Annotated in this window: 22 protein-coding genes; 8 read left to right on the top strand and 14 right to left on the bottom strand. The window is 51.1% G+C overall.

Annotation, left to right across the window (positions count from 1 at the left end; translation table 11 throughout):
• Positions 1-229 precede the first annotated feature (229 nt).
• Positions 230-1,147, top strand: coding sequence for an ATP-binding protein (locus FDZ78_RS07065; protein WP_168181976.1), 918 nt, complete (start codon positions 230-232; stop codon positions 1,145-1,147).
• Between the two features lie 264 nt (positions 1,148-1,411).
• On the opposite strand, the gene FDZ78_RS07060 is transcribed toward FDZ78_RS07065, so the two are convergent.
• From FDZ78_RS07060 to FDZ78_RS07050, 3 genes are read right to left on the bottom strand one after another with little or no spacing between them, the layout of a single operon-like run.
• Positions 1,412-2,377 carry a transposase gene (locus tag FDZ78_RS07060; RefSeq protein ID WP_240740261.1) on the bottom strand — a complete coding sequence of 322 codons (966 nt, stop codon included), beginning with the start codon at positions 2,375-2,377 and terminating at the stop codon, positions 1,412-1,414.
• Entirely contained in the window at positions 2,352-2,723 is a 372-nt protein-coding gene (locus tag FDZ78_RS07055; RefSeq protein WP_107037111.1) for a transposase family protein, read from the bottom strand. Before FDZ78_RS07055 ends, FDZ78_RS07060 begins: the two co-directional genes overlap by 26 nt.
• 28 nt (positions 2,724-2,751) lie before the next feature.
• Positions 2,752-4,233: a leucine-rich repeat domain-containing protein gene (locus FDZ78_RS07050; protein ID WP_136408304.1), complete on the bottom strand. Its 1,482-nt coding sequence runs from the start codon at positions 4,231-4,233 to the stop codon at positions 2,752-2,754.
• An 18-nt stretch (positions 4,234-4,251) separates the two neighbouring features.
• Between FDZ78_RS07050 and FDZ78_RS07045 the strand changes: the two genes are divergently transcribed.
• Positions 4,252-5,478 carry a transposase gene (locus FDZ78_RS07045; RefSeq protein WP_136408044.1) on the top strand — a complete coding sequence of 409 codons (1,227 nt, stop codon included), beginning with the start codon at positions 4,252-4,254 and terminating at the stop codon, positions 5,476-5,478.
• A gap of 23 nt (positions 5,479-5,501) precedes the next feature.
• Here FDZ78_RS07045 and FDZ78_RS07040 read toward each other — a convergent pair whose 3' ends face one another.
• Both FDZ78_RS07040 and FDZ78_RS07035 read right to left on the bottom strand, forming a co-directional pair.
• Entirely contained in the window at positions 5,502-5,771 is a 270-nt protein-coding gene (locus tag FDZ78_RS07040) for a fimbrillin family protein (RefSeq protein ID WP_205747846.1), read from the bottom strand.
• A gap of 17 nt (positions 5,772-5,788) precedes the next feature.
• Complete coding sequence (locus FDZ78_RS07035; protein WP_124075745.1) at positions 5,789-6,577, bottom strand: hypothetical protein; 789 nt, start codon at positions 6,575-6,577, stop codon at positions 5,789-5,791.
• A gap of 818 nt (positions 6,578-7,395) precedes the next feature.
• On the opposite strand from FDZ78_RS07035, the gene FDZ78_RS07030 reads away from it, so the two are divergent.
• The 5 genes from FDZ78_RS07030 (at position 7,396) to FDZ78_RS07010 (ending at position 12,081) form a co-directional block, all read left to right on the top strand.
• Entirely contained in the window at positions 7,396-8,802 is a 1,407-nt protein-coding gene (locus FDZ78_RS07030; RefSeq protein WP_124075744.1) for an OmpP1/FadL family transporter, read from the top strand.
• A 226-nt stretch (positions 8,803-9,028) separates the two neighbouring features.
• Positions 9,029-10,426 carry a DUF3078 domain-containing protein gene (locus FDZ78_RS07025; protein ID WP_124075743.1) on the top strand — a complete coding sequence of 466 codons (1,398 nt, stop codon included), beginning with the start codon at positions 9,029-9,031 and terminating at the stop codon, positions 10,424-10,426.
• 59 nt (positions 10,427-10,485) lie between these two features.
• Entirely contained in the window at positions 10,486-11,151 is a 666-nt protein-coding gene (locus FDZ78_RS07020) for a hypothetical protein (RefSeq protein ID WP_124075742.1), read from the top strand.
• A gap of 61 nt (positions 11,152-11,212) precedes the next feature.
• A complete protein-coding gene (locus tag FDZ78_RS07015; RefSeq protein ID WP_124075741.1) occupies positions 11,213-11,719 on the top strand; it encodes a hypothetical protein in 507 nt (168 codons plus the stop codon).
• A 29-nt stretch (positions 11,720-11,748) separates the two neighbouring features.
• Complete coding sequence (locus tag FDZ78_RS07010) at positions 11,749-12,081, top strand: DUF4491 family protein (RefSeq protein WP_124075740.1); 333 nt, start codon at positions 11,749-11,751, stop codon at positions 12,079-12,081.
• Between the two features lie 166 nt (positions 12,082-12,247).
• Here FDZ78_RS07010 and FDZ78_RS07005 read toward each other — a convergent pair whose 3' ends face one another.
• Positions 12,248-13,717 (bottom strand): DUF1846 domain-containing protein, encoded by a 1,470-nt coding sequence (locus tag FDZ78_RS07005; protein WP_124075739.1) that lies wholly within the window; start codon positions 13,715-13,717, stop codon positions 12,248-12,250.
• 82 nt (positions 13,718-13,799) lie between these two features.
• Positions 13,800-14,477: an SGNH/GDSL hydrolase family protein gene (locus FDZ78_RS07000; RefSeq protein ID WP_107033250.1), complete on the bottom strand. Its 678-nt coding sequence runs from the start codon at positions 14,475-14,477 to the stop codon at positions 13,800-13,802.
• Positions 14,478-14,765: 288 nt separating this feature from the next.
• Between FDZ78_RS07000 and FDZ78_RS06995 the strand changes: the two genes are divergently transcribed.
• Positions 14,766-16,838: a SurA N-terminal domain-containing protein gene (locus tag FDZ78_RS06995; protein ID WP_124075738.1), complete on the top strand. Its 2,073-nt coding sequence runs from the start codon at positions 14,766-14,768 to the stop codon at positions 16,836-16,838.
• A 436-nt stretch (positions 16,839-17,274) separates the two neighbouring features.
• Here the strand turns inward: FDZ78_RS06995 and FDZ78_RS06990 are convergent, their stop codons facing one another.
• The 7 genes from FDZ78_RS06990 to FDZ78_RS06960 all read right to left on the bottom strand — a co-directional run bounded on the left by FDZ78_RS06990 (position 17,275) and on the right by FDZ78_RS06960 (position 25,726).
• A complete protein-coding gene (locus tag FDZ78_RS06990) occupies positions 17,275-19,170 on the bottom strand; it encodes a DNA polymerase III subunit gamma/tau (protein ID WP_124075737.1) in 1,896 nt (631 codons plus the stop codon).
• Between the two features lie 201 nt (positions 19,171-19,371).
• A complete protein-coding gene (locus FDZ78_RS06985; RefSeq protein WP_136408303.1) occupies positions 19,372-21,399 on the bottom strand; it encodes a hypothetical protein in 2,028 nt (675 codons plus the stop codon).
• A 135-nt stretch (positions 21,400-21,534) separates the two neighbouring features.
• Positions 21,535-22,338 carry a metal ABC transporter permease gene (locus FDZ78_RS06980; RefSeq protein ID WP_240597853.1) on the bottom strand — a complete coding sequence of 268 codons (804 nt, stop codon included), beginning with the start codon at positions 22,336-22,338 and terminating at the stop codon, positions 21,535-21,537.
• 23 nt (positions 22,339-22,361) lie between these two features.
• The gene (locus FDZ78_RS06975) at positions 22,362-22,760 is read right to left on the bottom strand and encodes a phospholipase (protein WP_136408302.1); all 399 of its coding nucleotides are present in this window, start codon (positions 22,758-22,760) and stop codon (positions 22,362-22,364) included.
• Positions 22,761-22,807: 47 nt separating this feature from the next.
• A complete protein-coding gene (locus FDZ78_RS06970) occupies positions 22,808-24,073 on the bottom strand; it encodes a 3-phosphoshikimate 1-carboxyvinyltransferase (protein ID WP_136408301.1) in 1,266 nt (421 codons plus the stop codon).
• Positions 24,074-24,140: 67 nt separating this feature from the next.
• A complete protein-coding gene (locus FDZ78_RS06965) occupies positions 24,141-24,722 on the bottom strand; it encodes a hypothetical protein (protein WP_107033352.1) in 582 nt (193 codons plus the stop codon).
• Complete coding sequence (locus FDZ78_RS06960) at positions 24,719-25,726, bottom strand: lysylphosphatidylglycerol synthase transmembrane domain-containing protein (protein ID WP_168181973.1); 1,008 nt, start codon at positions 25,724-25,726, stop codon at positions 24,719-24,721. Before FDZ78_RS06960 ends, FDZ78_RS06965 begins: the two co-directional genes overlap by 4 nt.
• Between the last annotated feature and the right edge of the window lie 205 nt (positions 25,727-25,931).

The following is a 25,931-nucleotide window of genomic DNA, read 5'->3' as shown; positions in this document are numbered from 1 at the left end:
GAGCGGTCAGCCCCTCCGCTGACCTCCACCATATCCCCATCAAAGCAGCTCCTTCCGACAGCCAACCCGGCAGTCAGAAGGAGCTGCTTTTCCCACCCCACCCCGCAGAGGGAACCACAGAGGAGAGACAGTTGTATAAAAAATCTTATATATAAATTTTCTTATATATAATTTTTTTTATACATTTGCTATGTATTTACACTCTATGTGTAATACTATACTACATAATATGTTAAATATATCCGAACAGACCCTCAGCCATATGATGCTCCACATTGAGGCTGAGAAATCTGTAGGCCATATACCTCAGCCTTTGTTCCTGATCGGAAGTTTCGGATCGGGCAAAACCACTCTGCTTATTGAGTTGGCCCGACGGCTTCGGGAAAACGGCTGGGGAGAATCAGTACAGCTGCTTGACGGGAAAGAATTTTTCAGCAGCAACGATATCATAAAGGCCATCGAAGGGACTGATTATGACGGCACCCGGCCTCTTAAAGGAAATGGCGACAGACGGCGCATTGTAATCATTGACGATCTTGACTTCTTCTTCAACAGAAGCCCGTTTGATGATCAGTATCTTCTGCGAAACTATCTCTATCAGCCGGAGGCTCCTATGCTCATCGCTGCAGTCCCGAAAATCAGCGAGGCCCTGGCCGACTATAAGGCACCTTTTTTTGAAGGTGTCAGGACCATCTATATCCCTGCCATTACTCAGGATTCGCTGTCAGAAACATTAAATCTCCCGGAAGAAAAAGCTAAACGCCTGTCAGCCCTGCTTGCCTATCAGCCGCCGGTGATACGCTCTGTAAAGATTGCCTGCGATATCATAGACAGATCTGACTGGCCGGACAACGACCTGAAAGAACTGGCCACTCTATCGGCGCCTATATACCGCGCCAGATTTGAGAGTTTTCCGGCTTATTCACAAAAAATACTGATATCACTCTCAAAGTCAGCTTCTCCATTAAACCTCTCTCAACTCCGTGAGCTGATATCGGCTCCGGCAGGTAGCCTCTCTCCATACCTGCAACAACTTGTGCAGGACAATACGATACGCAAAACCGATCCTGAAAAGCGTGGCACTCCATACGAGATTACCGACAAACTCTTCAAACTCTGGCTTTCAAACGGCTCGGAACAGAAATAAGCAGCCAAGCCGTCAAGCTACTCTTCTATCGCTGTGTAACATTTAAAAGCGAGGTCGTGCACTTCCGATTCACGACCTCGCTTTGCTTTTTAGAGTGCTGAGATTGAGACTAACCTATTCATCCAAACGGTTCTATTCTCCACTATAATCTCCTACTATGTTTTTAAACCGAGACCAAGAATTAGATTTGAACCAGTCCATATTTTGGCTCAAGCCGAAAGCACGGTGCATATGTTAAATTGGGCAATTAGAAGTGTTAAATTTTTAGGCGTAGAGTTTGACTAATCGGAAGATGAAGAAGTCGCGGTCCCGGACACCACGCATTTGTGAGCGAAATATTTTGACTTTAGAGTTGAATGCCTCGGCAGAGGCATTGGTCGCACGACGACGGAAATAGTTCAGGATTGTTGGGGCGTGGTTCTTGAATGTTTTGATTACCGAGCGGAAGTTGTTGTTACCCAATGCCATTACCTTTTCATACCACTTGTTCATCCTCCCCATGGCTTTTGTCGGTGAGATTTTAGCGTTGAAAATCTTGCGCAGCTCCATCGCAAGGCTGTATGCAGCCTTCAATATTGGATAGTATTTGAACAGTATGTTGACACGATGGCGCTGTATGTCAGTCCATTTGTTCTGCGACATCATCAGAGTGTGTTTGCTGCGAGCCAGTATCTGGCGCATGGTCTCTCCGTTGGAGTACGTTACCGGCGGTTCGGACTTGTTGCGGTTGTTTTCCTCTGCGATGAGCTGTCGGCGAATGTCAATGCGGATTTCGTCAACGGCCTCATTATAGACCTGTTGGACATGAAAACGGTCGTTGACTACATGGGCGTTATAGAACACTTCTGCGGCTATGAGCATCATTGATGGCGAGAGATCGCAGGTCACTTCCTTGACCCTGCGTCTGATTGATTTCTCCATAGCTCCGATGAGTATGGATATAATTTCGTCACTCTTTGTTCCGGGAATGGCTGCCGCAAGTGTTCCCTTGCCTCCGTGGCCGTCCTTGTTGGTCAGGAACGTCCATACCTCCCCGTTGCTCAGACACGTCTCATCAAGACTCATGTAAGGGCCGATATTATCGGCGTTGAAATAGAACCCACAGCCAAGCTCCTGTTCGCACCAGTCGGCGTAACCGCTTATCTTATTGCGGTACAAGTCGGCAAAATGTTTGCCGTTGACGCAGTACATCTGCGCTATCTGTTTAATCGACAGGGCTGTCGTCTCCACCTTCGTCTTTTAAAAAAGCCACGAACTCGGCGCTGAGTCGTGTTCCTTCCTCGTTGGGAAGTTCGAGATTGTAGCTGAAGATTTCGTTGGTCTGCCTGTCCCACCACTTGTTCTTGCGCATGTGAAGAAATACAGGCCGTCCACGCATCGGATAGTCCTGTATTGTTACATAATCCGTATAGCCTCGCGCTACGATATTTGGATTACGATAGTCTTCATCAGACAGTTTCTTCTTTTCGTCAAGCCATATGTCATAGGACTGTTCCGTGCGCTCGAAGCGCACCATTTCAAATAGTTCGTCCATGCCCTCGGGCAGGCACATCCATATTGCATCTGCGGTTTTCATGCCACAAATTTAACACTTTTCTCAAAATTCATGCACCGTGCTTTCGGCTTGACCCCATATTTTCAGCTTTCACATGAAGAACAGCATTAGCATATACTTCATCTGGTAAAGGATTAAACATATTATGCCTTAAACTTGGTATTCCTCCTACATAAATATCAGACAACATATAGCACCCATAAAACGAATTCTCAAAAACTTCTACAACAGAACTTGGAATTATAATCTCGACCAAGGAGCTGCACTTAAAAAATGTACTCTGTTCAATCTCGGTCACTGAATTGGGGATAGTGACACTTGTCAGGGAACTGCAATAAGAAAAGGCAGAGTCACCAATCCCAGTAACTGAATTTGGAATGGTAACACTTGCCAGGGAACTGCAACCGGAAAAGGTTAAGATTCTAATCTCAGTAACTGAATTTGGAATGGTGATACTTGTCAGGGAACTGCAATAAGAAAAGGCTGAGCCTCCAATCCCAGTAACTGAATTTGGAATGGTGATACTTGTCAGGGAACTGCAACCCTTAAAGGCAGAGTCACCAATCCCAGTAACTGAATTTGGAATGGTAACACTTGCCAGGGAACTGCAACCCTTAAAGGCAGAGTCACCAATCCCAGTAACTGAATTTGGAATGGTAACACTTGCCAGGGAACTGCAACCGGAAAAGGTTGAGCTTCTAATCTCAGTCACTGAATTTGGAATGGTGACACTTGTCAGGGAACTGCAATAAGAAAAGGCAGAGTCACCAATCCCAGTAACTGAATTTGGAATGGTGATACTTGTCAGGGAACTACAACCCTCAAAGGCTGAGCCTCCAATCCCGGTAACTGAATTTGGTATGGTGATACTTGTCAGGGAACTGCAACCCTTAAAGGCATCGGCACTAATGTAAGTAATTGTATTAGGAATGGTGATACTTGTCAGGGAACTACAACCCTCAAAGGCTGAGCCTCCAATCCCGGTAACTGAATTTGGTATGGTAACACTTGTCAGGGAACTACAACCCTCAAAGGCTGAGCCTCCAATCCCGGTAACTGAATTTGGAATGGTAACACTTGCCAGGGAACTACAACCCTCAAAGGCTGAGCGTTCAATCTCGGTAACTGAATTTGGTATGGTAACACTTGCCAGGGAACTACAACCCTCAAAGGCTGAGCGTTCAATCTCGGTAACTGAATTTGGTATGGTGATACTTGTCAGGAAACTGCAACCGGAAAAGGCAGAGCCACCAATCTCGGTAACTGAATTGGGGATATTTATACTTGTTATAGAGCTCCCTCTAAATGCCTCCTCTGCTATAATCCTGGTATTATACGTAGTACCCAAGTATTTCACTGTCGCATATGGCTTTACATCTCCTTTGAGTTCTACAGGGTCATAGCCTATTATTTCAAGGTGAGAATCTACTATTTTATATTTTACAATGATTCGGTAAAAATTACAGAAGTAGTTGAAACTTAAGTTAATATAACGAATTATCAAATACAAATGAATCGCCAAATCGTTCATTATAAAAAAACTTAGCGTATGAACGTATTGGCGATTCTCAAAGACTTCACCTTTCGGTGTAAGTCGGTATTTGAAAATACTACAACCAAGATGAGCAAAAGGTTCCTCAACTGGCTGATTTTAACAATACGCACTGTAGCGTTGATTCCGGGCAAAGTCAATTTTACCCGGCTGTCGCGCTATGGCGGTCGTACAGCCAAGACCTTTGCCTCCAATTTCAAGACATCCGTAGACTGGATGAAAGTCAACATAGGTATGGCGCAGGATTGTTTTGGGCCGGCCCATGACATGGCAGTGGCAATCGATCCGTCGTTCATTTCAAAAGCAGGCAGACTGACGTATGGCATAGGCCGTTTCTGGTCAGGGGTGGCACAACGTGTCAAACGCGGTCTGGAGATAATGGCGATCGGGGCAATAAGTCTGAGTAAACATACATGCGTGATGCTGGGTGCTGTCCAGTCACCGAACTTCAAGACTCTTGAGTCCGAGAAGCACATGTCAATGCTTGACTGGTATGTGGCACTTGTCAGGTCAAAGGCGGCAGAGCTGCTCTCACTGACGGATATTCTGGTTGCCGATGCCTTTTTCTCCAAATATGAGTTTGTAAATGAAGTGATTGGCATGGGATTTCGATTTGTCGGGAGATTACGTGCCAACTCATATCTGAGGTATCTGGCCATACCGGATTCCTCCGCCCCGCGAAGACGCGGCAGAAAGAAAAAGTATGGAGAGAAAGTGGATTTCTCCAGCCTTGACATATCCGTGTTCACTTCATTCATATATGAGGATTCCAAAGGAAACAAAACCCGATGTCACACGGCGGTCGTACATTCGAGGGCATTGAAACGCGACATCCGTATCGTGGTCTGTCCGGTTGAAAACGCAGAGCCTCTTCTTTACTTCTCTACCGACACCAACATGAGGCCTGAAAAGATCATCGGTTTCTACCGCACCCGCTTTCAGATTGAGTTCGGTATACGCGATGCCAAGCAGTTTACCGGACTTCAGTCACAGCAGACCCGCGACAGGGAGCGGCTTGACTTTGCGTTCAATCTTTCCTTCACAGCCCTCAATGTCTGCAAAGAGGTCATAAGGAAGGATTATCCGGATCTTTCGGTAGCGCAGTTCAAACGGCTTATGTTTGAATCTTATCTCGCCTCAACAATTATTTCGACTTGCGGAAAATCTCCGCATCTAAAAATAATTCAGAAAATAAACCATCGGTTGGCTCAGTTAGCGGCTTAGCCAAGACTGAACGACCTCAAATTTTACCGAATCATTGATTTTACATAATCAATATAAAATGTTGTCTCGTCAATAGGAGAGAACACCGACTTTGTAGATGTCGAGCCATCGGGATTGATTGTCACTGAGGAGCTGTTTTCAGGCTGTTCGGTGCCCGGTTTTGAACCGCCGTTTTCCGGCTCATCGTCCTTTGAACAGGCCACAAGACTTACGGCTAAAAGCAAGCCGATAAAGAATTTTTCTAACTTCATAATTAATTGATTTATTGGTTTATTAATAAGTAACTCAAACACATGAATCTTACAGATTATCAAAATTTATCTGCAACCTTTATGGATGAATGCGAGATTTTATTTTTCAAATCATGATATTGATTTTGGATTGATGTCAGGAGCCAGCCTTTAAAACAGGATGAACCAGGGATGAATGGTGACAGCAATACAGACTGAACCAGCTTGCTGCCATCCACATTCAGATAGCAATTCTCATCAAACTGATTGTAACCGCCGCATTCCGTTTTTTCTTCAAGCTTAAAGTAGATTCTCAATTCAGATTCAGGACTGTAGCACTTGTTTTTTGCAAAAATATACCCGGTTCTGTCAATAGCACCCATATCAATGCTATAATATCGCATGGTGCCAATGAACAATTTAATACCTTTGTCTTTCAGACTCTCAGCAAATGCTCCGACTGTGGTTTCTATTCTTATTCCGGTATAGCCTGAGGTGAATGATTTCCACATGCAGTGCATTTCATCATGCGCGACAGTGAAGCAGGAACAAAGTAGGTTTGCTGCCGATTTGCGAAATTTTTCGTATTCAGCCCTACGCTTCCGATCATTCTCAGTGGCCGATTCTCCCGCAGGCAACAAAAATTCGGCACAGCGGAGTGTGACCACCCCGTGCTCATAAACATCCGAGTAATCCTTACGGCGGCTTATGCGAAAATGGCCGTCCATAATCCCGAACAGAGCCGAGAGATCCATATATTTATAAATCTTTGTTTCAAGACTTATATCCTGCCCTTCAAAGACGAAGACACCGGCGGCGATCTCTTTAAAGCGTTTTTCTTCGAATTGCGGAACAGTTTCTGTGCACATTAATATATTGAGATGTGTTTCTCAATCCCCCTGAAACATCGTTTTAGATTCAGACATAGAAAAAGGTGTGAGGATTGTATCTCGTTCTTATCCCATACTCAGGCCTTGGCGTGCCTATATTCCCGGATAAGACGACAGCCCCACACCGATTGAGCATATACAGAGTACCCCCTCACGGAGGCATACGGGTATAGCTACCGATGCAGGTGCCATTGTCTATTTATCTTCGGGAATAATACAAACCGCCAAGTTTGAGTATGGAAGATAAAAATTCAATAACACCTTTTCGATGGAATTCTCCATCATTCAACGAAAAGTTGAATCCGATGAGGCTGTCTCTACAGTCACAGATGCGAATTCAAATGCAAATATCATAAAAATCCATCAATTGAAAGAGAGATAATCATGGGCCTATCCTACAAGCCTATCCTAAAATATGGCGTTCGGATAAGGCTAAGGACGGGGCTGTGTTTTTATTTGTTAATTTTTATATGGAATAGTTAATGCACATTTAATTAGGAAATATGCAATGTAGGGGCTGTGGTGGGTTCGGAGGTTTGTCGGCGGGAAAATCAGAACAATTTCAAAGTGTTTTAGAGCAATTTTATTGTTAAATTGTGTGCATTTCTTTGGTCGCGTCAGGGGGAGGGGCTACCTTTGCGGGCGATTTCCAAAATTTTTACACAGTGCAGAAGGCTTCCGCAGGCCACGGCAATAGCTGCCGGGAGATTGCTGTATGCGCTGATCTTTCGGCCGATACGAAGGTCAGGATCGCCACAGCCAGAATCTTTTCTGCAACTATCACCAAATAATTCGATATGAAGAAATTTATTTGTTCGGCTCTTGCCGCTGCCGCTGTGTGTGGCACCGCCTACGCCGAAGGCTATCAGATCAACTCTCTGTCGGCCAAGCAGATCGGCATGGGCCACACGGGTGTGGCTCTCAAACTCGGAGCCGAGAGCATGTTTTTCAATCCCGCCGGTATGGGCTTCATGGACAAGACTCTCGATCTGTCAGGCTCGCTCACCGGAATCATGCCTACCGCCACCGCTACTGTCAACGGCAAGGACTACAAGACCGACAACGGCATCTCGACCCCGATAGGTGTGCATGCCGCATTCTCGATCTACGACAATCTCAAGGCCGGTATCTCGTTCTATACCCCCTACGGCTCGTCGATCAACTGGACCGACAACTGGCCCGGCGCCGTGCTCAACCAGAACGTAAACCTCAAGGTGTTCACCATACAGCCTACCGTAGCCTGGGCCATCACTCCGAAACTCTCGGTTGGTGCCGGAGCCATGATCTCATGGGGCAGCGTGGACCTCAACAAGGGCCTTGTGACCGCCGAGACCACTGACCGCACCATAGCAGCCCTTACAGCACTCGGACAGCTTCCGGCAGGCACTCCCGGTTTCGGATCGACCACTCCGGCGTCAGTCAACCTCAAGGGCCAGGCCGAGATGACAGTGGGCTTCAACGTAGGCGCGATGTATGACATCACCGACGGGCTGACTGTAGGCGCCTCGTTCCGTTCGCGCATGCCGATGAAGGTCAAGGCCGGCGACGCAACGGTGTCATATGCCAACGATCTTTCACAGAACCTCCTCGGCGAAAGCCTCGACCTGCTCAACAAGGCCAATTTCAAAGCCGAGATGCCCTGCCCGTGGGTGTTGGGTCTGGGTGTATCCTACAAGCCCATCGACCGTCTGACACTCGCTTTCGACGCCCGTCTGACCGGATGGCACACCTACCGCCAGCTCGACATCGAGTTTCTCAGCGAACAGCTCGCAGACTATAACCAGCACATCGAGAAGAAATACAAGAACTCGTGGTGCTACTCGCTTGGCGCAGAGTTTGCCGTCACCAACCGCTTTGACGTGCGCGCCGGCCTGATGGTCGACACATCGCCTGTCAACAAGAACTATTACAACCCCGAAACTCCCGGCATGACCAAGGTAGAGCCTACGGTTGGTCTCTCCTTCCGTCCGATCTCCAGCCTGTCAATCGACCTCGGCTTCATGTATGTGGCCGGAATGGGTGTCGACAATGCCAGCTGCGAGTATGCCGACCTGCTCGGAGGCCAGATGATCAAAAAGCTCACAGCCGCCGGACTGCCCCAGCAGCAGATCGAGGCACTCGGCTTCAAGCCTTCAGGCACTTTCACCGCCGACTATAAGCTCCATGCCTTCATCCCCTCGATAGGCGTAAGCTACAGCTTCTAAGCCCCCGTTCCCCGATATTTGTTAACGTCGGGGAACCGCATCTAAGAAATTGTTTCTATACAACGGAACGCCATAATCCGCCGCTTTGCCGCGGGATTATGGCGTTTTTTAACTCTAATGATCTGCCGGCTTCCTTTTTTCTGATTTTTTTTGCTAATTTTGCAAATAATTAGGAGTATGGCCTCTCATGCTCCGAGAGGGTTTTTAAAGTCCATAATCAGCCATTATGAACATCAGGTCAATTTTTGCAGGTATTTTTGTCGGCGTAGCGGGTCTTTCGCAGGCCGCAGTGATCCACGTGCCGGAGCTCACACTCTTCGGAGCACCCTACACCCGCTCCGAAATCTACAACTCCACCATCCATAATCTCAATCCGGATAATCCGGATGACATGCTGCAGCTTCTTGCACCGGCAGCCGAAAGCCCGGAGGTCCAGGACAGCACTGCGGTTGAAGATATTGTGACCACTCCCCTGCCCGCCTATTATTTCCGTCCGGCTGTGTTCAGCTCATTCCAGTTTCTCGACACCATGAGAGTGAGCAAATCAGCACCGCTGGCCGACAGCCCGCTTGACCCCAATACCTTCGGATGGCTCGTCACCGACCTCTACCACAACGATCTGATACGCCATGCCCGTCAGGCAGTGGTGGTGCGCACTCCGTATCTTGTGCGATATGACGAGGCCTCACTGCCCGAACCTCCCAAAAAGTTCGAAGCCAACGTTGACCCCAAGACAGCCAAGATTGTCATAGCCGAAATAATACCGGAGAAAGCACCTGAGCAGAAACTTGAAGCCCAGTTCTACAAACGCCATTGGCTCAAGACGTTCAACGGATCGGTGCAGTTTTCGCAGGCCTACGTCTCGCCCAACTGGTATCAGGGCGGCAACAAGAACCTCAACATGCTTGTCAATCTTTATTACAACGTCAAGCTCAACCCCGCATTCCACAAAAAATTCCTCTTCGAGACAACATTCCAGTACAAGCTCGGCATGAACGACGCTCCGAACGACTCGCTGCGCAACTATTCGGTGTCGGAAGACCTTTTCCAGTTCAACATGCTCGTAGGCTACAAGGCATCGAAGCGCTGGTATTACTCGACCAACGTCTCCTTCAAGACCCAGTTTCTTAAAAACTACAAGCCAAACACCCACGAACTCAAAGGTGCTTTCATGTCGCCCGGCGAGCTCAACGTCGGTGTCGGTATGACCTACAACTACGCCAACCCCAAGAAGACATTCACCCTCGATGCCTCCATCTCTCCCCTTTCATGGAACATGAAGACCTGTTTCAACAAACACATGAATGAGACGTCATACGGTATTGAGCCGGGCCGACACACGGTAAGCGAATACGGTTCGAGCGCCGAGGGCAAGATAACCTGGCAGATCTGCGACAATATCAGCATGCGTTCGCGTCTGTTTGTCTTCTCGGACTACAGCTATGCCTACGGAGACTGGGAAAACACCTTCATGTTCAACATCAACAGATTCCTGACCACCCAGATATTCGTCCACATGCGCTACGACTCATCGACTCCCGACTGTGACGATCCCGACTGGCACAAATTCCAGTTCAAGGAGATACTTTCGTTCGGATTCGCCTATAAGTTCGCTACAATCTGACACTGATACACACTATCGCCATACCCTATACTCTCCACCACCCCTACTCTCTCCGACCAGTGACTGTAACCTACAACTCCACTTCAAACATCCGCCCGCCGCGACGGTTGCTGCTGACATTGCTGCTGTCAGCATTGTTTCTCTGCGCTCCGGCGGCAAAGAGAATCGAAAAGAGTGTCCTTGAGAACGTGCCCGGACGGTCGCAGGTGGTCAGCGGCTACTCGAAACCCGACAGTGTGACCGACCGGCTCGCGCAGATGCCGCTCCACGCCGTGGAAGGCCTCTGGCGCTTTGCATCGGAAGGATCTCTGATGGCCATAGAGCGCAATAGTGACAGAGCCGTCGGTGAGTATGAGGCCGAGACAACCGTCTACCGGATGGTGATTGTACGCGCAGCCGACATGGCCCTGCGTCCCGGCACCGTAATGGGCTATCTCACCCCCACGGCGAAACGCGGAGTCTATGACGCCCGGATCTACACCTCGCGCCTCGACAACGGAACAACTCTCCACGCTCCGAAAAAATTTACCGTGACTCTTACCGATGACGACAGCCGAATATCAATCAGCGACTACGGATCATCGCTTAGATTCAACTGGTGGCGGCTCCTGCCCTACATGTACCGCTATCTGTTCACGAGGCAGGAGAAAAATCCCGGAGCCATACAGGGTTGTCTGCGGGTGTTTCCCGCTCCGTCCATTCCATCAGAACCACGCTATCTCTGACCGGACGACCGCCTGACCGACAAACACCAGACTTCATGCCACACAACTAATCTGACAATTCATGACCCTGCTACGGACACTACTGATAATGCTGCTGACGCTTCTGCCGGCTCTTCCGCTGAGAGCCGACAAGACTCTGCGCGGAAAACTGCGCACTGCCGCCACAGCCAAGTCAGAGAATGTGCCGCCTGCGGCAGAGACAGCCTTTGACACCATCTGCGCCCCGGCGGCTGACAGAGTCAGGCTTTCAGGCTATGACAAGCCGCTCGGCTCACGGGTGGAAAGTCTCTTTGTCAGCAACAGCCTCGGAACCGGAATAAGCGAGATAGAAATAACCCTCGACTATACCGACATGCAGGGCCGCACCCTCCACCAGGCCGTCCGCAGAGTCAGAGCCGACATACCCTCCGGCACCACCCGCCGGATACAGTTCCCCTCATGGGACACCCAGAATTCATTCTACTATCGCTATTCACGCCGCCCGCGCACAGCCAACGTAACCCCCTACGATGTAAGCTGCAAGGTGAACAGCTGCGTGACCCTGCCGATGACAACAGAAACAAAATAACAACACATTTCATAAACTACTTACACGAAATGACCGAACTACTGGCCGAACACCACGTTCTCGGACTCACCATAGGAGTCTGCACATTCCTGATAATCGGAATCTTCCACCCCGTCACCATAAAATGTGAATATCACTTCGGCACCCGCTGCTGGTGGTGCTTCCTGCTTCTTGGAATTGTCGGAATAGCCGCCTCGATAGTGGTCAGCGACGTCTTCTGGTCATCGCTTTTAGGAGTTTTCTCATTCTCGTCATTCTGGACCATAGGAGAGATCTTCGAACAGGAAAAACGAGTGGCCCGCGGATGGTTTCCCGCCAACCCGAAACGAAAAACCAAAAGCAAAGACCCGGAATCCATATAAAATTCACGCAAAAACAAGCAAAATGACATCTGTTTATAAGAATTCTTTTGCGTAAGTAACTCTTCAAAATTAACCGATCTAATATACATTAGATTTCATATGGATAATCTTAATAGAGGCTGTCTAATAAGTTGTTAAACAGCCTCTATGAGTTCTATAAAAGGTCTCAGTTCTTGACTTTCTTCTGGGGGTCACAGGTGAGACCTACGCCGAGTTTCTTGAAAATCTTATGGTCGACCTCGCCAAGCATTACAGTAGAGTGGACCTGACAGCCATTGAGTTCGGGAAGCTTTTCAAGCGCACGGCGGCAGTTTTCGTCATGAGTGCTGAGCACTGAGAGCGCCACCAGAACTTCGTCGGTATGAAGTCGCGGATTGCGGCTGCGCAGATAGTTGATCTTGGTGTTCTGAATAGGCTCGATCATATCCTGAGGAATCAGCTTGACCGAATGGTCAATACCGGCAAGGTGCTTGACGGCGTTGAGTATCAGCGCGGCACTCGGACCGAGCAGGGCACTGGTCTCGGCTGTGATGATAGTGCCGTCGGCAAGCTCGATGGCCGAACATGGAACACCGCTGCGCTCGGCCCGCTCTTTGGCGGCTTTGATAGGACGGCGGTATGAGGTGTCGATCTTAGCCTGCTTGAAGAGAAGCGCGATCTTGTTGACCTCACCCTCGTTTGATTCGCCCTGGGCGAAGCGGTTGAGAGCTGTGTAGTAGCGGCGGATGATCTCGTTTTTCGAGGCATCGCAGCAGACATCGTCGTCATTGATGCAGAAACCGACCATGTTGACACCCATGTCGGTGGGCGACTTGTAGGGATTCTTGCCATAGATGCCCTCGAAGAGAGAGTTAAGCACGGGGAAGATCTCGATGTCACGGTTATAGTTGATCGCCGTCTTTCCATAGGCTTCAAGATGAAAGGGGTCGATCATGTTGACGTCATTGAGGTCGGCTGTGGCAGCCTCGTAGGCTATGTTGACGGGATGTTTCAGGGGGAGGCTCCACACGGGGAATGTCTCGAATTTGGCATATCCGGCCTCGATGCCACGCTTGTGTTCATTGTAGAGCTGGCTGAGACAGACTGCCATCTTGCCGCTGCCGGGACCGGGGGCGGTGACGATGACGAGCGGACGCGAGGTCTCCACATAATCGTTGCGTCCGAAGCCCTCCTCGGAGTCGATGAGGTCGACATTGGTTGGATAGCCGTCGATTATATAGTGGTAATAGGTGGGGATGCCCATGCGCTCAAGCTTCTGACGGAAAGCTTCGGCGCTGCTCTGGCCGTTGTAGTGGGTGACAACCACTGAGCCGACAAGGAATCCGCGGTTCTGGAACTCCCTGCGCAGACGCAGTACGTCCATGTCATAGGTGATTCCAAGGTCGTTGCGCACCTTGTTTTTCTCGATGTCAAGCGCGCTGATGACTATCACAATCTCGGCATGGTCACTCAGCTGGCTGAGCATTCTGAGCTTGCTGTCGGGCTGAAAACCGGGCAAGACGCGGCTTGCATGGTGGTCGTCAAAGAGTTTGCCTCCGAGTTCGAGGTAAAGCTTGTTGCCGAACTGAGCTATGCGCTCCTTGATGTGTTCGGACTGAATTTTGAGATATTTCTCGTTGTCAAAACCGTATTTCATAACGGATTACAAAATTAGTCATTTCCGGTCATCCGAGCAAAAATCGACGCAAAAATCTGCAAAAATTTCTTAAGAGGCCCCGTCAGTCTATTGCGGCGCCTACCTGTTCGGCTATCTGGGTCATGCCCTTGACTGTGGGATGGCCGGCCATTTTGTCGATGTCAGACAGGCTGACGGTCTTGACTCCGTGACGGCCGCAGAGGGTCAGAATCGACTCAGTCACTTCGGGACGCAGTTCGGAATTGACTATAAAATAGATCTCGGTGCCGGGATAGTAGTCCTTCATGATGCGAAGCATGCGGTCAAGAGCGGGACGGAGAGTATAATAGTCAGGTTTCTTGCCTTCAGGAGTCTCATATTCCCCTACTTCCACTCCGGCCCATGAATCATTTGTGCCTCCGAAAATAAGAATCACGTCAGGCGAGCCGAGAGTTTTGGCACGGGTCAGAAACGAACGGTCGGTGTAGTCCTTGCCGTCATATCCGCGGTTGCAGATAGTGGCTCCGGAATAAGAATTGTTTGTCACCAACCTCCAGCCTTTCTCGCGTATGAGCTGCTGCCACCAGGTCTGCTTCACGTCAGTCACATCAGTTTGCTCAAGCTTGGGCTTGGAGTAATACCACACAAGATTGGTGTCTGGCGACATATGGCCCTGGAATGTGGAATAGGAATCGCCGAGGATCGAAACCCCTGTACGCGGACTGACAGCACCGGCGGCAAGCGCTACGACAAAAAAAACAAGGAAGAGTAACTTTTTCATTCTTATAATTATAAATAGGTTTTTTAAAACTGTTTAAGCCTCGTTTATTCCAGAGCTCTCCCACCCCCGGTCACACAGAAAAGCGGGCTGACACCTGAGAGCGAGAAGTGGCATTCTGATATAAAACGTCGCGCCGGAGGGCTATATTGCTCTCTGCTTTCACTTTTTACACCCTCGTAATTTTGTATTAAATGGAATTTATGCTATCTTTGTGCGTTAATTTCGGGCATTGTATCTGAAATCTGTTCTAACCACACGCTTAAATCAAAAATCATCTAAACATATCTAATGGCAACTTTAGAAAAAATCCGTAGCAAGTCAGCTCTCTTGCTCATCATCGTTGGAGCCGGTCTGCTGGCTTTTATCATCGGTGACTTCTTTACTTCGGGCCGCACACTCTTCGGCACCGGAACTACCATTGCAAAAGTCGACGGCAACAAGATTGACATTCAGGAATTCCAGCGCCGTGTGCAGGAAGCCTCACAGCAGGCTCAGGCTCAGAACCAGCGCATGGACAACGCCGTGCTCCAGCAGCAGGTGCTCAATTCCATGATCGCCGAAAAACTTTTCGAGAATGAAATCAATGATCTCGGTCTGACCGTGACCGACCAGGAACTCACAGAAATGATGGTCGGCAAGAATTCACAGTATGTAGACCGCATGGTGCAGCAGCAGCTCGGTGTGCCCGACGCAAAAACCGCCCATGACATGGCATTCAACCCGACCAAATACGGCATGCAGCAGGCTCAGGCCCAGCAGCTCCAGGCTTATTGGCTCGACCTCGAAAAATCTGTGGAGCGCATGATCCTCCAGCAGAAGTTTCAGAACCTTTTCGCAGGAACCCTCGTGGCCAATGAACTTGACGCCAAGGCTCTCTATGACGACAACGCCTCAACTTCTCACGTGGTCTACGCCAAGCAGGATTACTCGACCCTCAAGGACGAGGACTTCGAAGCCAGCGAAAGCGACATCAATGCTCTCTACAACGACGAGAAAGCCCGCTATGCTATCGATGAGCCCAGCCGCCTGGCCAACTATATAGCAGTCAGCATCGTGCCCTCTGAAGCCGACATCCTCGCCGGTCAGAAGAAAGTTGAAGATGCTCTGGTGGCCCTCAACTCAAACGCAGAAATGCAGGGTCTGACCGACATGCCAGAATTCGTGGTTGACCGCCGCAAGATCTCCCAGACCGACCTCGACAAGCAGGCCCGCCTGAAAAGCGCAGTCGATTCTCTCTCTGTAGGCAAGGCAGTGCTCGTCAGCAAAACCGGCAACGACTATCTGCTCGCCAAGCTCCTCGGCAAAGAAATGGAAGTAGCCGATGTCAAGATCGACTTCCTCGCAGTGCAGGGTTCAAAATCGCAGGTTGACTCTCTCGTAGGTCTCCTCAACTCAGGCGTCTCGCTTGACAGCGTAGCCTCATCGCCCCTCGTGGCCCAGTCACAGAAAGACATGGAGATCTCTCTGCTTGACGCAAACTACGCTCCGATGAAAGAACTCATCGCCGACCGCGCCACCGGCGTCTACTTCACCCCTGACACCCTCGCAGAAGGCGGCCGCATCTTCCGCGTGAACGAACGCAAAGCTCCCGTGGCTGTCTACGACCTCGCAAGCGTGACCTTCACCACCGAACCGTCAAACGCTACTGTCAACGATCTCGACGCAGCTCTCCGCAAATATGTTGAAGAAAACAAGACTGCCAAAGACTTCGTGGAACACGCTCAGGAAGCCGGCTACACCACCTTCCCCGCCACCGTTACTGCATCTTCGCCCATGATCGGCAACCTCAATGACTCACACAACGCTGTGGCATGGGTAATGGATGCCAAGAAAGGCCAGGTATCGCCAGTGTTCGGCGATATCCAGACCGGACGCTTCCTCGCCGTGGCTCTTGACGACATCTATGACGGCGGCTATGTTCCCGTACGCGACAAGCAGGTTCACGCAATCCTCGCTTCACGTGCCATCAACAACAAGAAAGCAGCTAAACTCATCGCCGACTATGAAGGCAAGGCCAAAGACATCGCCGGCTATGCTCAGCTCATGAAGACCTCGGTTGACACTACTACCGTAAACTTCGGCCAGTATATGATCCCCGGCCTCGGAATGAACGAAAGCGTTGTCATGGGTAAGATCGCCAACGCTCAGAAGGGCGCTCTCGTAGGTCCTCTTCAGGGCAACAATGCAGTAATAGTAATGCAGGTTACAGAAATCGACAATGCAGGCCGTCCCTTCGACCTCGACGAAAACACCATCCGCTACAACCAGCAGCGCGGTGCCGCCCGTATGATCAACACTCTTGACCGCATCCTCATCGGTAACAAGAAAGTGACCAACAACATCAACGCCTTCTATAAATAAGAAGCTGTCGATTATCAGATAAAAAAAGGCCTGGGCTTGTGTCATATATCCGACACAAGCCCAGGTCTTTTTTAGTAGATATTGACAGTGACATCCGGCCGAGACCGAGACCTGATAGCAGCCCGCAACCATCCGGCCCTGTAAATCAATGTCCTGCCGGACATTCTCAATATGATATGTAATCTATTCCCCCGACACCTTGTGCTGCGCACGGTGTCGGGGGCTACGAGTAAAACGGTGTCCTGTCGGACACCAGCCCGCCGGAGACCATGCCCGCCGCGCTGCATCCGGAATCCAATACTGTTGAGACATTCCGCCGTCCGCGTTCCGACCGGGATCAACCTCCTTTGCCAGGCACCATGTCGCGTTGTCCGTGGATGCTGACGTCCTGCAGGACACCGATTTACCATCTCACTGAGGTCGGCTCGCGGGGGCCCTACCCTATTGTAAGGCCGAGATCGTCAATGAAGCCACGGAGGGCCGGGATGTTTTCAACCATGTGGTTGAGCACTTCACGCTCGTTCCAGGTGTGGGGCGAGGCTGCGCCCTGGTTTATCTCTACGGTCAGAGAGAAATGATCGTTGGAAAGCTCGTCGCGCACAGCCTGCAGGAGCGCCGGAAAAGCCAGCTCCACAGTCTGACGCTGCATTTCGTTTTCCACCATTATCTTATAGGTATGGCCCTCCTGAGGCGCCGGAAACGACGCACGCATGGTGTTGATCAGAATGTGTTCCGTAGGGTGAGCCTGCATGAAATTCTGCCAGGCCTTGTTGAGCTGATCGCGGGTATAAGGTTCGTTGCGCTTCGGCGCTGTCGTCCCGATGCCCGGCTGCGCCGAGGCAGACTGCGAGGCATCCTTGGAATGATTTATAGAAAATGTTCCGGCCGGTCGCATCAGAGGTCTCTTCAATGGAACAGCCTGACGCGCAGGAGCCGCCTTGTAACCGGCTGAGGGAGCAGAGACTATGGGAGTCGGTGTGGCCGGACTCTGATAAGCAGGCTGATGCTGCGTCATGGACCTTGCCGCAGGAGCCGGCTGCATTGACGGAGCTGCTTGAGGCTGCGAAGGTGTGGCAGACATGACCTGTGGCATGGATGCAGGCTGCACTCCCCCACTCTGTGGCGAAGGTGCGGGCTGCGATGATGCAGGATTTGCAGCCGGTGACTGGCTCCGATCAGAGGCGCCTGACGAGATTTTCTGTAACCGCCCCTCACCCTGGGCGCCGTTATTGTGGGAGGGGCTTAGCAATTGGCATATCTTGGCAAGCGTCAGTTCTATCAGGAACTGCTTGTTAGAGGCCGTCCGGTAATTCAGATCCGCTTCATTGCAGAGATTCATGGCCCGATAGATGAAGTCAGGCGAACACTTGGCAGCCGTAACGGCCATAGCCTTGCGGGCTTCATCGTCGGCTTCAAGGAGAACTATTGTTGACGGATCACGCGCCACCATGAGATCGCGCATATAGTCTGCCAGTCCGTTTATGAAGAAGTGCGAATCAAAACCGCGGTCACGGATCTCTTTGTAGATCATCCATGTCTCCAGCACTTTTCCTTCGAGGAAACAGTCGAGAAGGCGGTTATAGTAATTGTAATCAAGCACGTTGAGATTGTCGATGGCGCTCTGATAGGTGATGTTGCCTCTTGACGATGCCGCCACCTGGTCAAAGATCGAAAGCGCGTCGCGCATGGCGCCGTCGGCCTTGCGGGCTATGATGTTGAGAGCCGCCGGATCAGCTGTCATGCCCTCTTTCGAGGCCACATATGAGAGATGGTCGATCATGTCGCGCACGGTTATACGCTTGAAATCGTAGATCTGGCAGCGCGAGAGTATGGTAGGGATAATCTTGTGTTTCTCAGTGGTGGCGAGGATGAAAATCACATATGACGGCGGCTCTTCAAGGGTCTTCAGAAAGGCATTGAATGCCGCGGGCGACAGCATGTGGACCTCATCGACTATAAACACGCGGTAAGATCCCTGCGAAGGCGGTATCTGCACCTGCTCCACAAGCTGGCGGATGTCATCGACACCGTTGTTTGAAGCGGCGTCAAGCTCTATGATATTGAGCGAATTGCCGTCGTTGAACGCACGGCAGCTGTCACACTCGTTGCATGCCTCTCCGTCAGGTGAAGGATTGGCACAGTTGATTGTCTTGGCGAAAATTCGGGCGCAGGAGGTCTTGCCGACACCACGCGAGCCGCAGAAAAGATAGCTGTGGGCCAGACGGTGAGTGGCTATAGCATTCTTCAGAGTGGCAGTGAGCGCCTGCTGCCCCACCACGCTGTCAAACGTGGCCGGACGATACTTCCTGGCTGAAACTATATAGTTTTCCATATTCCACAAATTTACACACTATTCTCCGTTTTTCCAAGCCTGCGACTGACATTTCACCTTCGGTCCGGTGCAGATGACAAGCAGCTCCGGCCATGCTGAATGACCGGAGCTGCGAAAAATGATCGGTTTATATATTTCCTATATAATATTAAGGTGTGGACCGTGACGGAGTGACTGTCAGGGAATGAGATCCTGAACCACTTATTTCACCGGGCGCGGGGCTTCGTTGGCTTTTTCCGACGGGCGGCGCTTGGCCAGATTGTCAGAGAAGGCTTTCAGATCTATCGAACCGTTCTTGATAGTTGAACGCATTGTGCGGCGGTTGGCGGCATCGCTGAAAGATCCTTTTGCGCGCCAGATCAGGTCTGCCACAAGATTGGCTTTCTCATTGGTGCAGCGTCCGGTCACGGCATAGTAAGGATTGTTGACAACTGCGTCAATATCACCTTCACCGATGGCCTGGAACAGCGATTTTCCCATATCGCTCTGAATCTTGGCCAGATCCCAGACCGGATTCGAGTTGAGATAGTCAACATCTGCCTGCTCTTCGGGGCTCAGAGCCACCGGAGCCTGAGCAACTGTCTGATCCGAATTGGCATCGGCCGCAAACTCTTCGGCAGGAGCCGGATCGTCAGACGAGCCTGTGTATTGCGGCAGGAGCCATGCAAGAGCTACCACCGCCACTATCACTGCGAGACCTCCCCAAAGGAAAGCTGCGCGGCGATACCAAGGTCTGAGCTCTGCTGAATCGTCGTCATCGTCATCATCATAGTCGAAATCAGGTTTAGAACCCGTATCTGCAACCTCTTTATCAGCTTCGCGACGGCCTTCGGCCACGGGGAGACTGGCGTCAATCGGGCGACGTTCGGGCCTGGCCTCATCAGAAACATTCTCGAATTTCGGAGCCTTGTGGGCTGGTTCGGTAGCAGATTCTCCACGTGCCGACTCGAAATTTGGAGCCACCGGGCGACTGGTGATTCGGACATCCACATTATAGACCTCGCTGTCATCCTGGGTCACAAGTCGGTGAGCACGGAATCCGTGAAAATTCCCTGAGTGCAGGCGGTTATATTCAGGAGTGTTTTTTTCAATGGAGATCTGCTGCTCGAACACCCGTCCGTCGCCGAAATCCAGACGCAGGGTAACTCCCTGCTCTATAGGCTGCATGACAAGTTCAAGTTCCTCTGTCACCAGCATCTCGGCCGAGGGTTTCTTAAGTTTGAGAGTGCGGTAATTGTTTGACTGCACGGTGATCTCCACCTCTGTGTCGGGCTGCAGGTCCTTTTCGAAAAGCTCGATAAAAGGGTCCATCGTATTGACGGGCCGGCCGTTGAGGGTAATAGTATAGCCGTTGAGAGCCACCCCCTTGGCAGAAAGCACTTTGACGGGTATGCGGCGTTCGAAACGTATGCCGGTCTGTGAGGCCGAGCGCACGGCAATTGTTGAGCCTTCATACTTTGTATAGGCCGAAGGAGTGCCAACTATCACTGTCTCCACATGGGTGTTGAAACCTTCCTTGCTGAAAGAAAGTTCCAGACGGTCACCGTCATAGACCTGCAGGCTCGATGCAGTCACCCCTTCCGGACACACCACCGAATAGAGTTTGCGTATGGGAGCGGTGATGCGAGGCATCTTCACGCCCGGACGCAGCGAAGTAGTGGCCGAGACAACAATGATGCAGCGGTATCCTTCATAGCCCGGCTGGCAGGGAAATGAGAAGATAGACTCCAGTTCCTGCTGTGAGATATATGTGCGGTAAGCAGCTTCAGCGGGCTTTTCGTCATCAGCTGGAGCCTTGTAGCGCCAGGCCTCAAGCTTCAGAGGCTCCGCAGGCACCGAAGCCTGGGCAAAGGCCTCTTCAACAGCAGAGTCAGTGAGATTTTCATCCTCGATAAGAGCCTTTTTCAGATTGGTGAACGAGTTCATCAGCTGACGGCCTGTCAGTGAACAGCCATCGCTGACAAGGATGGATATCATCATGTAGCCGCGCTCAGGGCTCAGAGCGTTGCGTGTGATAAGCGAAAAATAATGTCCGCGCGGCGTTGACTGAAGTATGTAACATTCGTTGGCGTTGAGAAAGCGCTTGACGGCGGCTCCGGGTTCGACGAGAGTTGAATTCCAGCGCGGGTCAAAGTCACCTTCTTCTTCAGAGGGATATGAATAGAGAGTGCGTGTCACTCCCTGGACCTCACCCCTGAAAGCTACGTGAAGATATGAATATTCGGGCATAATCCTGTATGGGTTATCTATAGAGTGTAATTAGCTGCAAAAGTACTAAAAATCTCTATCCCCACCAAAATAGCTTCAAAATTCAAAACGCCCCGGACAGGGGCGCCGTGAGGTATGGCGCACCGCCGGCCGTCCTCAGCCGGCTATGGCTTTGTAAAGGCGCACGGCCATATAGGCCGCAGTCATGGTCAGTACTATCAGTGCCGAACATGGCACATCGACAACGGTAGCCATAAACAGTCCGCCGAGGCAGCAAAGCAGCGAAACCAGCACCGAAAGCAGCATCATGGACTTGAAACGGTTGCAGAACACCTCGGCTATCATCTGAGGCAGTGAAAGCATGGACATCAGCAGCATCACACCCACCAGACGGATTGTAAGAACTATGCAGACAGCCACCAGAACAGTCATGGCCGTAGTGATGAAGGTGACAGGCAGACGACACACCCGTGCAAAGTCAGGGTCAAAGGCACAGATGACTATCTTACGGAAAAAAGCGGCCACAAAGAGCAGCAACACTGCGGTAAAAATGCCGAATGTCCAGAGATCGCCGTGAGTGATGGTCAGGATGTTGCCGAACAGGAAGGCATTAAGTTCTGGCACATAGCCGGGAGTAAGGAAAATGAAAAGTGTGCCCAAGGCCATGCCCAACGCCCATATGACAGCAATAGCCGAATCCTCGCGCACTCTGTGGCGCCTGGCCATCCAGTCAACCCCAAGCGATGATCCTACAGCGAAAAGCGCGGCCATTGCAATAGGGTTGCATCCGAGGAAGTATCCCAGTCCGAGACCTCCGAAGCAGGCATGGGTGATGCCCCCTGATATGGAGACGAGGCGGCGCGTCACTATATAGGTGCCGATTATAGCCGAAGCCACACTCAGGAGCAGGACTCCGATCACAGCACTCCTGAAAAAGTCATATTGCAGTATCTCTATCATAATTATAGGGCTCTTAGAGGGCTTCAGCCGTTGACCAGCATAAGCCATTCGTCACGCAGAGAATAGGGGAGAGCTATGTCACGCCGGGTCAGAGAGGCACCCCACGGATAGATGTCAGAGGGCAGAAGTGTGTAAAGCACCTCGCGGAACTCTTCAACCTCACTTTCGGTATAGCTGTCGGGCTGACGGCCTGCGAAACGGTCGAGTTCCTCATCGTCGAAATAGACAGGACCTTCGGTTGGGGAGAGGCCTTTCTCACACACGGCATGAAGTCCGCAACACTCCTCTCCGTCAGAGTCATGAGAGCCTGAAAGGGCAGGGGAGTCGCCTTCATTTGCAGATGCGCTATCCGGCCTATGGGTAAGATAGAGAATCAGTCCTGTCAGAACTGTCACAGCGAGTATAATCAGTGCGCCTGTCATCTGTAGTCAGTCAGTAGTCAAGTAATATTGGTGATTATCTGCAAAGATCATTCGTCGTCAGGGTCGGGGAGAGGTGCGTCTCCGTCAAGAAGAGTGAAACCCGCGCGCCTCAGTTCATCCCAGAATTCAGGATAAGACTTGCTGACAACCTCCACATCATTGATGATTATGCCCGGCACGAACAGAGCCACCGGAGCCAAGCACATGGCCATTCGGTGGTCATCATAAGTGTCGAAACGCGGAAGTTCGGTCATAGGCCGCCGCTGACCTTCCCACGAAAGCACGTCGTTGCCCTCCGGCTGCATGAATATGCCGAGTCTGGCCATTTCGGTGCAGACGGCCTTCACCCGGTCTGTCTCCTTGATGGCGAGGGTCGACAGACCGGTGAAATGAAACGGTATGCCGAGCATAGCGCAGGTCACAATGACATATTGCGCAAGGTCAGGAGTATCAGAGAAATCAATCCGCAGGCGTGCATCCTGGTCAGGAGATGCCACAAGGTCAGAGCCTCCGTCCTCTCCCTCCCATTCGGTCACAACGCCTAAATGCCCGAATATGTCGGCCAGCTTGCGGTCACCCTGAAACGACTCGCGGCAGAGATTGTCAATTGTAACGGTGCCCGATGAAAGAGCCTCGATCTCATACCAGGCGGCGGCGGCGCTCCAGTCGCCCTCAACCCGGAAGTTCCATGCTTTGTAGGCCTGCGGAGCTATGCTCACAGTGTTGCCTGCAAACTCGCTCTCTATACCTGCTTCCGACATCATTTTCAATGTCATCAGTATGTAGGGGCGCGACACGGTCTCTCCTTTCAGCGTAAGCTTCAGACCCTCCTCCATAAGCGGCGCCACCATCAGAAGAGCCGAGATATACTGCGAGCTAACCGTAGAGTCGAGAGTCAGCTCTCCGCCTTTCAGACGGCGGCCACTGATGCGCAGAGGCGGAAAGCCCTCCTCTCCGGCATATTCTATATCGGCTCCAAGCGAGCGCAGAGCATCGACAAGCACAGCTATAGGGCGGTGACGCATACGCTCGCTGCCGTCGAGCAGCAGGCTGCATCTTGGCCGTGAGGCTATGAAAGCTGTCAGGAAGCGCATAGTGGTTCCAGCTGCGCCTATGTTTATCACATCTGCGTCAAGCGACGAAAGTGCCCGGCGCATTGCGTCGGTGTCATCACATTCGGCCACGTTTTCAAGTTCGGATGCTCCGGGAGTCAGAGCGTTGATGATCAGAGCACGGTTGCTCATGCTCTTTGAAAGCGGAAGCCGCAGCCGCGCTTCTAAAAAACCGTCGGGAGGAAGTATTCTGTAGTCCACTTTAGAAATAATAGGGGGAGAGGTGTGAGTAATTCGGTTGGATTGATGTGTTTTTTACTACCGTCTGTCAGCGCTGCTTTTCAGCCGGCATGAAATCTACAGCCACCGTGTTTGACGCGCCACGCCAAGGCAGAGTGCCGTAATAACGCTTGAAGGTGACAGTCACCGGACGCCCTGTGCCCTGATACTGCTGCAGCCGCAGTGCCAGATCATCGTCTGGAATGCTGAAACTGAGATCGCGGGAATAGATGCGGGTAGTGTCGGCCAGCTGTGATTCGCTGACCATCTCGCCCTCGAAGGTAGGGAAGACAATGCCGCGTTTTTCCACGAGAGTCACATAGCCGGTGACACGTGACTCAGTGACGTAAGGCACAAAATAACGTATGGTAACCGCGGCGGCAAGCACTACCGCAACGACAAGGAAAAACCACAGCCATCCGTGGCCGCGTTTGCGGCGCGTCTCTCCGGCTTCCGCTGTCCGTAAACTGTCAGAGCCGCCATCGGAAAAATCGAATGACGGTGCCGCCGGCCGGGTGGCCGGATCAGACGGATCAGGAGTAGGGGAGTGCCGCTGATCTTCTTCCGACTGACGGTCTTTACGGCTGAAATCATGGAGGAAGTAGTCCTCGTCGCTATCGTCGAATTTCATTTTGACAGTGGTTTTGAACGTTTTGAAAAAGCTATGCAGCCGAAAGTGAAAAGTCCCTGGACAATCAGCATCAGAGTCTGCACACCCATCACGAGATTGGCGAAAGTCAGAGCATATTCATGTGTGAGGCCAGCCACACCTGCCGAATAGAGAGTGAGGCCGAAAATCATGGCCCACTGCCAGGGTCCTATGCCGCCGTTAGAGGGCACTCCCATAGCAAGACTCGTCAGCACAAAGCATACAGCCAGAGCAGTAGGCCCGTGAATCACCAGCACCTCGGCTGTAAGCGGGAAGGCTCTGAAAGCGCAATAGAGCGACATGATATAGCAGCTCCATATAAGCACCGTGAAGATCAGCCACCGTCCGCGACCGGGCATTGTGATCACTACCGCGAATCCCTTCCACAGGCCGCTTATGATAGAGCGCAGACGGGCTATCACCTTATGCTCAGGAAATCTTACAAACACAAACCAGACAGCGGCCATTGCGGCTATCACAAAACCCCAGAGCAGGGGAGAGCCCAGAATCTCACTGATCCGGGCCAAAGCGCCTCCGCTCTGTCCAAGATATTCTCTGAGCTGCGCTCCGGCCGGTATGAAAGTCAGCAATAGAAGAATCAGCACGGTCAGAGTGTCGGCCAGGCGGTCGGCCACCATCGAACCGAACACCGTAGTGAACGGGGCGCGCTCGCGGGCCGCTATATAGCCTGTGCGCCACACCTCTCCAAGGCGCGGAAACACAAGATTGACCGAATACGTGCCGAAGATGCTAAGCACCAGCTGCCGGAACGGGGGGCGTATATCAAGAGCCCTCAGCTGTATCTGCCATCGGGCCGCGCGGAAAACCTGGGCCATGATGCCGAGGAGCAGATTGAGCAGAATCCACCGGAAATCACATTCCCGCCTGACAATCTCCATCATTCCTGCCAGATCAATATCATCGTTGCTGAACAAAAGCCAGCAAAGCCCTACCGAAATGACAAGCGGAACGCCATATTTCAGCAAAGTGCCAAAAAAATTAGTTTTTGTTGACTGTAAGTGACTCTTCAAAATCAAGAGGTTTAATAAAAATATAATGTTAAGTAGCTCCTGCTGATAATTTCTCAGAGTTACTTATGCCGCTCATTGAACGTGCTTTTAACGTGCTTTTATTAATGCAAAAGTACGACTTTTAACACTCTGCAGCAACATTGGGCCGATAATTTACGTT

The organism is Duncaniella sp. B8 (genome assembly GCF_005304985.1).
Classification (GTDB): Bacteria; Bacteroidota; Bacteroidia; order Bacteroidales; family Muribaculaceae; genus Duncaniella; species Duncaniella muris.
The sequence above is the reverse complement of the archived record's forward strand: the minus strand, read 5'-3'. Positions and strand labels throughout refer to the sequence as shown.